Below are 11,650 nucleotides of genomic sequence, written 5' to 3'. Positions count from 1 at the left end.
CCGGGTGGTGAATGATCCTGACCTGCATGTTCAACTCCGTGGTTGACAAGGACAGGAGCGGGTTCGTATCGTGTATTCAACCGAGAGGTTGAGTAAGGAGATGGCGGTGGACGACCAGTTGTCGCGGGTGTTCTCGGCCCTGGCCGACCCGATCCGGCGCGACATGGTGGCGCGGCTGGCGGTGGGCGACGCGACCGTCAACGAGTTGGCCGAGCCGTACTCCGTGACCGTGCAAGCCGTGTCCAAGCACCTCAAGGTGCTCGAGGACGCCGGGCTCGTCAGCCGCAGCAAGCAGGCGCAACGACGACCCGTCCACCTCGAGGCGGAGGTGTTCGACCTGATGACGAAGTGGATCGAGCGCTACCGGCAGGAGGCCGAGCAGCGCTACCGGCGACTGGACGCCGTGCTCGCCGAGATGGCGGAGACGTCCGGGACGGCGGCCACGCCCGAGCGGACCCGAATCGAAGGAGAAGCGTCATGACCACGACCACGCACCCCGACACCACGATCAGCGCCGACCCCGCCCTGCCGACCATCCGCATCACGCGGGAGTTCGACGCGCCGGTCGCCGCGGTGTTCCGGGCGCACGTCGACCCCGAGCTGGTGGTGAAGTGGCTGGGGCCGCGCTCGGTGACCATGCGGGTGGACCGGTGGGACGCCACGACCGGCGGGGCCTACCGGTACGTGCACAGCCGCGGCGACGAGGAGTACCGGTTCTACGGGTCGTTCCACGAGGTGCGGCCGGACGAGCGGATCGTGCAGACGTTCACGTTCGAGGGCTACCCGGACGGGGTGTGCCTGGAGACGCTGACGTTGTCCGACCTCGGGAACGGGCGCACGCGGCTGGACATCGTCAGCGTGTTCGAGACGACCGAGGGCCGGGACGCCGCGCTGGCCAGCGGCATGGAAACCGGCGTGGTGGAGGGCTACGAACAGCTGGACGAGCTGCTCGCCCAGGGCTGAGCGCGATGACCGGCCCCGCGGGCCTCAACGGCCGCGGGGCCGCGTCGTGCGCGGGACCCACCCGGCTGCGGCATCCCGCAGCGCCCGCCGGTCCGGGTGGGGGTCGCTCGACGCCCACGCGACGTAGGAGTCCGGGCGGAGCAGGAGCGCGGTGACGTCGGTGGCGGCTCTCGCGCGGATCGTCTCGACGCCGTCGACGCGCAGGTCGTCGTCGGTGAGGTCGATCAGCACCGGTCGGGCCCGCCGGACCGGCTCCAGCTCGGCGAGCCGCACCGCGCCCGTCGAGGTGTGCAGGTCGAGGTCGGGGGCGAGGTGTCCGGCCAGGGCGTGGGCGTCGGCGGCGACCGGGTAGCGGACGTCCGCGCCCGCGACCAGGTCGGCGAGCACCCGCACGACACCCGGCTGGGACAACAGGTCGCCGAACAGCTCGCGCAGGCCGGTGACGTCGTCGCCCGGCGCCAGCAGGGCCGCCTGCGCCCGCGAGTAGGTGATGGTCCGGTCGGCGGCCGGGCGGCGTTCGGACTCGTAGGTGTCCAGCAGGTCCGGGTCGACCCCGGCGGCGATCACGGCGGCCAGCTTCCAGCCCAGGTTGATCGCGTCCTGCATGCCCAGGTTGAGGCCCGTGCCGCCGGCGGCGAAGACGTGCGCGGCATCGCCCACCAGGAACACCCGACCCTCCCGGTAGCGCTCCGCGACCCTGGTGTTGCCGCCGTTGAGCCTGCGCAGCACGTGCGGACCCGGGCCCGGCGGCGGGTCGAGCGGGACGGCGACGCCCAGCACACGGGCGACGCTGGCGCGCAGCTCGTCGAGGGTCATCGGCTCGTCGGTCGCCGGCACGTCCCACTCCGTCGTCGCGACCAGCGGCGGGCGGCCGGGCAGCGGCGCGTAGGTGAAGCCGCCGCGCGCCGTGCGGACGGGCAGGAACGGCAGCACCGGGCCGTGACCGGGCACGTCCAGCGCGCCGGTGGCCGGGTCCAGCCACCGCTCCGGCACCGTGACGTGCGCGGAACGGGTCGTGCTCCGGTCGTGGGTGACGCCGGGGAAGCCGATGCCGGCGGCCTTGCGGACCGGGCTGTGCGCGCTGTCGGCGCCCACGACGTACCGGGTGCGCAGGTCGTAGGTGCCGTCCGGGCCGTCGACGGTGAGCGTGACGCCGTCACCGTCCTGGACGAGCCCGACGAACTCGTGCCCGCGGCGGATGTCCGCGCCCAGCTCGGTCGCGCGTGCTTCGAGGACGCGGACGGTGTCGGACTCGGGGATCGGCAGCGTGTGGATCGGGCTGTCGGCGAGGAGGGAGAGGTTCAGGGGCATCGCGGCGAACATGAAGTAGGCGTTGTTCGGGCGCGGCGGGCCGGGCTGCCCGCTGAACCGCTCGAACAGGTCGCGCCGGTCCAGCATCCGGACGACCTGGCCGACCAGGCCGTTCGACCGGGGTTCGGTGCTCGGCTCGGGCAGGCGTTCCAGGACCGTTGGGCGGACCCCGGCCAGGGCCAGCTCGCACGCGAGCATGAGCCCGTTGGGGCCTCCGCCGACGATGACCACGTCCATGATCGACTCCTTGGGGGCGTGCTTGACCAGCCCGTCGGGCGGGCGTGGTGTGAGGTGGGGCGCGCGGGGTGGTCAGCGCGGGTCGGGCAGTCCTGCCCGGATCCCGTCGAAGACTTCGCGGAGCAGCGCGCCGAGCGAGCCGGTCGGGTTCCGCGCCCAGCGGGACAGGGCGGTGCCGAGCCCGGCGCTGACGACCGCCGCGACGGTCTGCGGGTAGAGGTCGGCCGGGTCGGTGCCCGTGCGCTCGGCGACGGCGGCGGTCAGCTCGTCCTGTGCCGTGGCGTGCGCGCGGAACACCTCGTACTGCACGGCGGGTTCCGCGAGCAGCTTCTGGAGGGCGGCCGCGTAACCCGGGGGCGGGGTGTCGGACGCTTGCGGTCGGGGTGGCTCGAACTGCGCCACGAGGGCGTTGACGAGCGCGTCCCAGAGGGGTTCGCCGGCGGGGCGTTCGCGCAACGCCTCGGCCGTGCGACGTCCGCGTTCGACGTGTGAGGCGACGATCGCCTCCGCCTTGCCGGTGAAGTAGTTGCGGAAGGTGCGTTCGGAGACGTTCGCGGCGGCGGCGATGTCCTCCACGGAGACGTTCTCCCAGCCCCGCTCAAGGGTGAGTCGGATGGCGGCCTGGCTCAACGCGAACCGCGTCTCCCGCTTCTTGCGCTCCCGAAGCCCGCCCTCGCCGGTTGCCATGGGACCAGCGTAGCCAAACTTTCCGAACCTGCAAACTTGCCGAGTCGGAAAGTTTGATGGGGACGGCGAGCTTGCGATCCGCTGGGAGTCCGTTGCGGCGGGGCCTCGGCTTGGGCGCAGCCCCGGTGGTCAGGTCGGGGAGGGCAGAAGGCCGCAGGGGTGAACGTACTGGGCGCGGCCGATCACCGCTGGTGGCAAGAGCGGTCGGCGGCGGTGGGGTGGGTGCTCGATCGGGCGAATCGTGCAACCTCTGACAACCCCAACCGCATCTCTCACGTTAGCCGGATAAAACGGCCGGCCCGGCGGCGGGAGGCGTGCGGTCGCTGCGGGAGGCACGCGGTCGGACCGGAAGACGCGCGGTCGGACCGGAAGACGCGCGGTCGGACCGGAAGACGCGCGGTCGGACCGGAAGACGCGCGGTCGGACCGGGAGGCGCGCGGTCAGGGCACCTGGACCGAGGTCAGGTCGGTGGTCGGGTGGTGGTCCTGACCGTGGGCCCAGAGGTGGGCGTAGGGGCCGTTGGCCTTCAGCAGGTCGGTGTGGGTGCCCTGTTCGACGATTCGACCCTCGGACAGGACGATGATCCGATCGGCGCGGGCGGCGGTGGCGAGGCGGTGGGCGACGACGAAGGTGGTCCGCGCGCCGGACAGGTGGTCGCTGGCGGCCAGGACGGCGGACTCGGTGGCCGGGTCCAGGGCGGCGGTGGCCTCGTCCAGCAGCAGGATGGTCGGTTGGACCAGCTCGGCGCGGGCCAGGGCGACCAGTTGCCGTTGGCCCGCGGAGAGGCCCTGGCCCCGTTCGCCCACTTGCTGGTGGAAGGCGTTGGGCAGGGAGGCGACGACCGGCAGGGCCCCGACGGCGCGGACGGCGGCCTCGATCTCGGCGCGGGTGGCGTCCGGCTTGCCGTAGGCGACGTTCTCGGCGATGTCGCCGCCGAAGAGGTGGGCTTCCTGGGGGACGATGCCCAGCCGTTGGCGCAAGGCCGAGAGGTCGTAGTCGCGGATGTCGACGCCGTCGATCAGCACCGCGCCCTCGGTGGCGTCGTAGAACCTCGCCACCAGCTTGACCAGGGTGGACTTGCCCGCGCCGGTCGCGCCGACCAGGGCGACGGTCTCGCCGGGGGCCACGTGCAGCGAGATGCCCTCGACGGCCGGCTGGGTGGTGCCCTGGTAGGTGAAGCCGACGTCGCGCAGCTCGACCTCGCCGCGCAGCCGCGTGACCGGCACCGGGTCGGCGGCCGGGGGGACGGTGGTCGGGGTGCGCAGCAGGTCGCCGATGCGGCTCAGGCCCACCCTGGCCTGCTGGTAGCCGTCGAAGACGCCGGACAGCTGGTACAGCGGCGAGAAGAACAGGCCCAGGTAGAGCACGAACGCCAGCAGCACGCCGGGGGACAGGCTGCCGTCCGCCACCCGGTACGCGCCGACCACCAGCACCCCGGCCTGGGCCACGCCCGACAGCAGGGACAGGAACGGGAAGTAGGTGGCGATGTAGCGCTGGGCGCGGATCCGGGAGCGGCGGTAGGCGTCGCTGCGCTCGGCGAACGCCTCGGCCGAGCGGGCCTCCCGCGTGTACGCCTGGGAGACGCGCAGGCCCGAGACGTTCTCCTGGAGGTCGGCGTTGACCGCGCTGACCCGCTCCCGCGCCTCCGCGTACGCGGCCGAGGACAGGCGTTGGAAGATCACGGTGGCGACGAGCAGGATCGGCAGCACGGCCAGCGCCACGAGCGCCAGCCCCGGATCAGTGGCCACCAGCGCCACGGCGATGCCCAGAACGGTCAGGACGCTGATCGCGAACGTGGTCAGGCCCGTCTGCAAGAAGCTGGACAGGGCGTCCACGTCGGTGGTCATCCGGGTCATGATCCGGCCGGCCATCTCGCGCTCGTAGTAGTCCAGCCCCAGCCGTTGCAGGTGGGCGTAGCTGCGCACGCGCAGCAGGTAGAGCAGGCGCTCGCCGACCCGCGACGTCACGACCGTGCCCGCGGCGGAGGACACCCAGCCCAGCACCACGAGCGTGAAGCTGATCGCCACCGCGGCCCACAGCCAACCGACCTGGCCGCCCACGACGCCCTGGTCGATGCCGAGGCGCACGAGGTTCGGCGAGGCGACCGCCAGCGCGGTGTCGACGAGCAGCAGGCCCGCGACGCCCAGCATCGCCCACCGGACCGGGCGCAGCAGGGTGCGCAGGCGGAAGCCCGGGTCGGGGGCGCGCGGGTCCTCGCCGTCCAGGACCGGCACCTCCCGGGCGGGCGGCAGGGCGTGCACGCGGGCCATCAGGTCCGGGGTCGGCGGGGTGCCGCCCAGCAGCGCCGACGTGCCGCCACCGCCACGGGCCACCTTCGCGGGGCCCACCGCCCGGTTGGCCGCGCGCACGGCCAGCTCGTCCTCCTCGGACTCGGGCCACAGGTCCGGCGTCGTGCCGTCCGGTCCCGGTTCGAGGCGCGCGTCGGCACGGGGGTCGACCTGCTCGATCGCCTCACCCGGGCCCGCGAGCAGCTCCCGGTAGAGGCGGCACCGCTCGTGCAGCTCGGCGTGCGTGCCGACGTCGACCACCCGGCCCGCGTCGAGCACGGCGATGCGGTCGGCCAGCGCCAACGACGACCGCCGGTGCGCGATCAGCAACGTGGTGCGCTCGGCCGTCACGGCGGCCAGCGTGCGGTGGATCGCGGCCTCGGTGGCGTTGTCGACCGCCGACGTCGCGTCGTCCAGCACCAGCACGCGCGGGTCGGAGAGCAGGGCACGCGCCAGCGCCACGCGTTGCCGCTGACCTCCGGACAGGGTCAGGCCCCGCTCGCCCACGACGGTGTCGTAGCCGTTCGGCAGGGCCTCGATGAACTCGTGCGCCTCGGCCGCCCGGGCCGCGGCCCGCACCTGCTCGTCGGACGCGTCGGGCAGGCCGTAGGCGATGTTCGCCCGAACGGTGTCGGAGAACAGGAACGCCTCCTCGAACACCGTCCCGACGGTCCGGCGCAGCGAGGCCAGCCGCAGCTCGCGGACGTCCACGCCACCCACGGACACCGCGCCCTCGTGCACGTCGTAGAACCGCGGCAGCAGCAGGGACACGGTGGACTTGCCCGACCCCGCCGTGCCGACGATCGCCAGCGTCTCGCCCGGCTCGACGCGCAGCGACACGCCCGACAGCACCGGCTCGCTGCGCGTGTAGCCGAACGTCACGTCCCGCAGCTCCACGGCCACCGGCCCGTCCGGCACGTCGCGGTCGCCGTCCACGACCGTCGGCTGCGAGTCGACCAGCTCGTACACCCGCTCCACGCCCGCGCGGGCCAGCTGGGCGGTCACCATCAGGCTCGCCAGCAGCCGGGTCGGGCCGACGAGCGTGGCCACGTAGGTCGCGAACGCCAGGAACGTGCCCAGCGTCACCTCGCCGCGCAGCGCCAGCCAGCCGCCGAGCGCCAGCACCGCCACCTGGCCGAGGTAGGGCAGGGTGTTCAACGTCGCCGACGGCCGGGCGGTCAGGCGGGCCGCGCGCATCCGTTCGGCGAACAGCAGCTCGGCGCGCGACTCCAGCCGGGCCACCTCGCGCGCCTCCTGGCCGAAGCCCTTGACCACGCGCACGCCGGTGACGGTCTCCTCGACGTGCTGCGCCACGTCGGCCGCGCGTTGCTGGGCCGACCAGGTGGCCGGGAACAGGGTCAGCCGGCTGCGCACCGCCACGATCCCGACGGCGGGCACGATCACCAGCGCGATCACGGTCAGCAGCGGCGACAGCCAGAACATCGCCGCGATCGCCGCCACCGCGAACACGACCGTGCCCAGCGCCAGCGGCGTCATCGACAGCAGGCTGTTGACCAGTTGCAGGTCGGTGATCGAGCGGGACACGACCTGGCCGGTGCGCAACGCGTCCTGCTTCGGCCCGTCCAGCCGCTGCACCGCGCCGAACACGGCCTGGCGCAGGTCGTGCTGCACGTCCACGGCCAGCCGCCCGCCCAGGTACCGGCGCACGAACGCGGTGCCGAAGGTCAGCAGCTCCAAGCCGACCAGCACGACCGCGAGCCACGTCAGGCGGTCGGTGCGGCCCGCCGTGGCGTCGTCCACCGCGACCTTGATCAGCAGCGGGCCGACGGCCTGCAACCCCACGCCCACGACGGCGGCGAGCACCGACAGCACCACGAGCGCGCGGTGCTGCCAGCACGTCCGGGCGAGCCTGCGGATCCAGCCGTCGGAGGTAGTCACGGGATCCAACATAGGTCGGCTCACCGACAGTTTTGCCGCCACGGGTGTGACGAAGGCCGCCCCGAAGGTTCGGGGCGGCCTCCATCGGCCGTTCAAGATCACCGGATCAGGTGATGTCCTTGCGCTGCGTGGCCGCCCAGCCACCGAGGAAGAACAACGCCGTCCACGCCAGGAAGATCAGGCCGCTCAACCACCAGTCGAACGCGCCCAGCGCGCCCGCGATGGCCCGCAGCCCTTCCACCATGTCCTCCGGCACGACGCCCGCGTTCGCCAGGAACAGCGACGACGCCACGGACCCGGTCAGGCCGTTCACCGCGCCGTTGGGCAGGAAGCCGATGATCTCCGGCAGGCCCTGCGACGCCAGCACGAGCTGAAGGCCGTTCTCCACGATCAGCATGTAGAGCAGCAGCACCACGGTGGTGCCGATGACGCTGGTCATCAGCGCGCCGACGCCTACGCCGAACATCGTCATCAGGATCGACGACAGCACGCCGACACCGGCCAGCGCGAGCCACCCGCCCGCGTCCGGCAGGGAGCCGGAGTTCGAGGTCAGGGCGATGCCGATGCTCACCGACGCCACGATCGCGATGCCGAAGATCGCGCCCCACAGGATGTAGACGACCATCTTCGCGGCCAGCGCGGAGACCCGGTTCGGCGCGGTCAGGAACGTGGTCGTGATCGTCTTGCGGTTGATCTCGTTCGCGATCGCCAGGCCACCGAAGATCATCGGGAAGATCGTGGCCACGTTGATGCTGCGGGCGATGCCGAACACCGACATCTGCCACTGCGACGGGTCCACGTTGAGCAGCGTGGCCAGCTCCTCGGCCTCGGAGCTGCCCATGAAGTCCGAGACGCTCTTGAAGATGGCCCCGGTGCCCAGCGCCCAGCCGAACGCGAGCAGCACGGTCGGGATCATCAGGCCCCACCACAGGCCCGTGGTGGTGGTCTTGCGGAACTCCGACTTGATCAGGTTGCCCATCACGCACCTCCCCCGAGGCCGCCCTGGCCGTGCTGCGGACCGTACGGGTTGTCCTGCGGCGGCTGCGGGGCTCCCGGGTAACCCTGCGGCGGCGTCTGGTAGCCGGGCGGGGGTTGCTGGTACTGCTCGTAGCCGGGTGGCGGCTGCTGCTGGTAGCCCGCCGGCGGCTGCTGGTAACCCTGCTGCTGGTAGCCCTGCGGCGGGGTCTGGTAGCCCGGCTGCTGGTAGGCGACCGGCTGCGCGTACTGCCCCGGCGCCGCGTACTGGCCGTTGGTGAGCTGGAAGAACAGCCGCTCCAGGTCGGCCTTCTCCTCTTGGATGCCGTAGATCGACACGCCCGCCTTCAACGCCGTGTCGGCGACCTGCTTGGCGTCCACGCCGCTGACCGCGAGCCGGCCGTCGGGCAGCTGCTCGATGCCGGCGACGCCGTCCTCGCGCAGCGCCGCGACCAGCGCGCCGGTGTCCGACGGCTGCACGAGCACGCGGCCCTGCTGCTGGTTGCGCAGGTGGTCCAGCGGCCCGTAGTACATGGTCTGGCCGCGGCTGATGATGACCACCTGGTCGACGGTCTGCTCGACCTCCGCCAGCAGGTGGCTGGAGATCAGCACGGTCCGCCCGCTGCGCGCGTAGGACTGCAGGAACGTCCGCAGCCAGGCGATGCCCTCCGGGTCCAGCCCGTTGGCCGGCTCGTCGAGCACCAGGATCTGCGGGTCGCCCAGCAGCGCGGTGGCCAGGGCCAGCCGCTGCTTCATGCCGAGCGAGTAGCCGCCCGCCTTGCGGTCGCCCGCGGCGCCGAGGCCGACGAGCCCGAGCACCTGGTCGGCGCGCGAGTCCGGCACGCCGATCGCGGCGGCGTACACGCGCAGGTGGTTGCGCGCGGTGCGCTTGGGGTGGAAGCCCTGCGCCTCCAGCACCGCGCCGACCACCCGCGCCGGGTTGCCGAGCTGGCTGAACGGCCTGCCGTTGATCAGCCCGATGCCCGCGGTCGGGGTCACCAGGCCGAGCAGCATGCGCAGCGTGGTCGTCTTGCCGGCGCCGTTGGGGCCGAGGAAGCCGGTCACCGAACCGGGTTCCACCGTGAAGCTGAGATTCTGCACCGCTGCGACCGGACCGAACTGCTTGGTCAAGTTCTGCACCACGATGCGGCCACTGCCGTCGTGCACGCGTCCCTCCCGAGTACTCCTACCGGGCGTCATCCTGCCCTAGGAGGGTCACTCGGGGAGGGCGTGTCGCGGTTTCGACGCGACCCGCGGTATCTCGGCGGTCGTCTCCACGTCGGTCGAACGGCGCAGCGTCCGCAGCGGGCGGCGGCGCTCGCGGTGCGGCAGCCCGTCGCCGATGAGGTGCTGGTGCGCCATCGTCCACACCTGGCACGGCCACTTCTTGTGCCGCAGGATGCCGGGGCACGCGCCGCAGCGGCCGTCCGGATCCGGTTGGTGCACGGTCAGCAGCAGCCGCCAACCGTCGGCCAGGCGGTGGATCTCGGAGCGCGCGAGCGGCACGAGCGCGTCCGCCTCACCGCTCTCGGCGGCCTCGTCCAGCAACGCCAGTCGGCGCAGCACGGCGGCGCGCAGTACCTCGTCCACGCGGGTCACATCCTGTCGGCGACTTGGTCGAGCAGGCGGTGCAACCGGCGCGTCTGCGTGACCGACATCACAGCCGACTCGCCCGGCGGCGCGACCAGCAGGACTCGGTCGTCCTCGACGAGAACGGTCATCGACCGGTCCCGTCCGAACGGGTCGTGGCAGTCGATCCAGCCCTCGGGTCCAGCCATCTGCGCTCCGATCGGCGATGAGGCGGCAACACGCCGCGAGCGGACAACCCCGCTGCGTAGCTGCGGGTTCCTGCCTTGTGCATCGGTCGCCGGGCCGTCGTGACTTACCCGTTACCACCCAAGTTCACTCGATCGCTTGACCGTGCACACAGCGTGTCGACACCGCCGGGGGAATTGTGGGCCGGATCGGTGGGGTCGCTGGGCAGGGACCCGGGTTCCCGGCTAAGATTGGTGACGCGGCCCGCTCCCAGTGACCCCCAGGCTGGTTGAGCGGGCCGTCTTTCGTCGAGAAGGGCCCTGCTCACAGCACGTGAGCAGGGCCCTTCTCCGTTGTGGTGCTCAGAGGTCCAGCGGGGTGTGGGTCATGCCGTGCGCCTGCGCCACCGGCAGGTTGGTCAGCAGGCCCTCGTGGGCGTTCAGGCCGAGCGCCAGCGACGCGTCACCGCGCAGGGCCGCCTCCCAGCCCAGGTCCGCCAGCGCCACGGCGTACGGCAGCGTCACGTTGGTCAACGCGTAGGTCGACGTGCGCGGCACCGCGCCGGGCATGTTCGCGACGCAGTAGAAGACCGTGTCGTGCACCTGGTAGGTGGGGTCGGCGTGGGTGGTCGGCCGCGAGTCGGCGAAGCAGCCGCCCTGGTCGATCGCGATGTCCACCAGCACCGAACCGGGCTTCATGTCGGCCACCAGCTCGTTGCTCACCAGCTTCGGCGCCTTCGCGCCGGGCACCAGCACCGCGCCGATGACCAGGTCGGCCTCGCGCACGGCCTGCTCGACGGAGTACCGGTTGGACGTCACGGTGCGCAGGCGGCCCTGGTAGAGGGCGTCGATGTGGCGCAGCCGGTCCACGTTGGTGTCCAGGATCTGCACGTCCGCGCCCATGCCGACGGCGATCGCGGCCGCGTTCAGACCCGCCACGCCGCCGCCGATGACGACCACGCGCGCCGGGTGCACGCCGGGCACGCCGCCGGGCAGCACGCCGCGCCCGCCGGACGGCTTCATCAGCGCGAACGCGCCGACCTGCGGCGCGAGCCTGCCCGCCACCTCCGACATCGGGGCCAGCAGCGGCAGGGCGCCGTTCGCGGTCTGCACGGTCTCGTAGGCGATGGCGGTGGTGCCGGAGTCCAGCAGCGCCTGCGTCAGCGGTCGGTCGGCGGCCAGGTGCAGGTAGGTGAACAGGACCTGGCCCTTGCGCAGCCGCGGGTACTCCTCGGCGATCGGCTCCTTCACCTTGAGCACCAGGTCGCCCTCGGCCCACACGTCGTCGGCGGAGGCGAGCACCTTCGCGCCGGCGGACAGGTACTCCTCGTCGGTGATCGCCGAACCGAGGCCCGCACCCGCCTCGACGACCACGTCGTGACCGCGCTGCGTCAGCTCGTGTGCGCCCGCCGGGGTCAGCGCGACGCGGTACTCGTGGTTCTTGATCTCGCGGGGGACTGCGATCCGCACGGTGGGCTCCTTCGGCCGTTGTTACACCCAAGGTCCGGTAACGCGATTTCGGTGTCATCGTGCGGG

General features: G+C 72.5%; 10 protein-coding genes. 2 read left to right on the top strand and 8 right to left on the bottom strand.

Annotation, left to right across the window (positions count from 1 at the left end):
• Window positions 1–106 precede the first annotated feature (106 nt).
• Window positions 107–481 carry a metalloregulator ArsR/SmtB family transcription factor gene (locus tag LZG04_RS25210; RefSeq protein ID WP_308199291.1) on the top strand — a complete coding sequence of 125 codons (375 nt, stop codon included), beginning with the start codon at window positions 107–109 and terminating at the stop codon, window positions 479–481.
• Window positions 478–963, top strand: a complete 486-nt coding sequence (locus tag LZG04_RS25205) for an SRPBCC family protein (RefSeq protein WP_233820888.1) — start codon at window positions 478–480, stop codon at window positions 961–963. Before LZG04_RS25210 ends, LZG04_RS25205 begins: the two co-directional genes overlap by 4 nt.
• A gap of 24 nt (window positions 964–987) precedes the next feature.
• Here LZG04_RS25205 and LZG04_RS25200 read toward each other — a convergent pair whose 3' ends face one another.
• From LZG04_RS25200 to ald, 8 genes are all read right to left on the bottom strand, one after another.
• On the bottom strand, window positions 988–2,511 hold the full coding sequence (locus LZG04_RS25200) for an FAD-dependent monooxygenase (RefSeq protein WP_233820885.1): 1,524 nt from the start codon (window positions 2,509–2,511) through the stop codon (window positions 988–990).
• A 72-nt stretch (window positions 2,512–2,583) separates the two neighbouring features.
• Entirely contained in the window at window positions 2,584–3,198 is a 615-nt protein-coding gene (locus LZG04_RS25195; protein ID WP_233820883.1) for a TetR family transcriptional regulator, read from the bottom strand.
• A gap of 440 nt (window positions 3,199–3,638) precedes the next feature.
• Window positions 3,639–7,397, bottom strand: a complete 3,759-nt coding sequence (locus LZG04_RS25190) for an ABC transporter ATP-binding protein (protein WP_233820881.1) — start codon at window positions 7,395–7,397, stop codon at window positions 3,639–3,641.
• Window positions 7,398–7,491: 94 nt separating this feature from the next.
• The gene (locus tag LZG04_RS25185) at window positions 7,492–8,364 is read right to left on the bottom strand and encodes an ABC transporter permease subunit (protein ID WP_233820879.1); all 873 of its coding nucleotides are present in this window, start codon (window positions 8,362–8,364) and stop codon (window positions 7,492–7,494) included.
• Window positions 8,364–9,527, bottom strand: coding sequence for an ABC transporter ATP-binding protein (locus tag LZG04_RS25180; protein WP_233820877.1), 1,164 nt, complete (start codon window positions 9,525–9,527; stop codon window positions 8,364–8,366). Before LZG04_RS25180 ends, LZG04_RS25185 begins: the two co-directional genes overlap by 1 nt.
• Window positions 9,528–9,575: 48 nt before the next feature.
• The gene (locus LZG04_RS25175; RefSeq protein ID WP_233820875.1) at window positions 9,576–9,950 is read right to left on the bottom strand and encodes a hypothetical protein; all 375 of its coding nucleotides are present in this window, start codon (window positions 9,948–9,950) and stop codon (window positions 9,576–9,578) included.
• A gap of 5 nt (window positions 9,951–9,955) precedes the next feature.
• Window positions 9,956–10,138: a hypothetical protein gene (locus tag LZG04_RS25170; protein ID WP_233820872.1), complete on the bottom strand. Its 183-nt coding sequence runs from the start codon at window positions 10,136–10,138 to the stop codon at window positions 9,956–9,958.
• A gap of 339 nt (window positions 10,139–10,477) precedes the next feature.
• The gene (gene ald / locus LZG04_RS25165; RefSeq protein WP_233820870.1) at window positions 10,478–11,584 is read right to left on the bottom strand and encodes an alanine dehydrogenase; all 1,107 of its coding nucleotides are present in this window, start codon (window positions 11,582–11,584) and stop codon (window positions 10,478–10,480) included.
• Window positions 11,585–11,650 lie beyond the last annotated feature (66 nt).

Origin of the sequence: Saccharothrix sp. S26 (genome assembly GCF_021390395.1) — a bacterium.
Classification (GTDB): domain Bacteria; phylum Actinomycetota; class Actinomycetes; order Mycobacteriales; family Pseudonocardiaceae; genus Actinosynnema.
The sequence above is the reverse complement of the archived record's forward strand: the minus strand, read 5'-3'. Positions and strand labels throughout refer to the sequence as shown.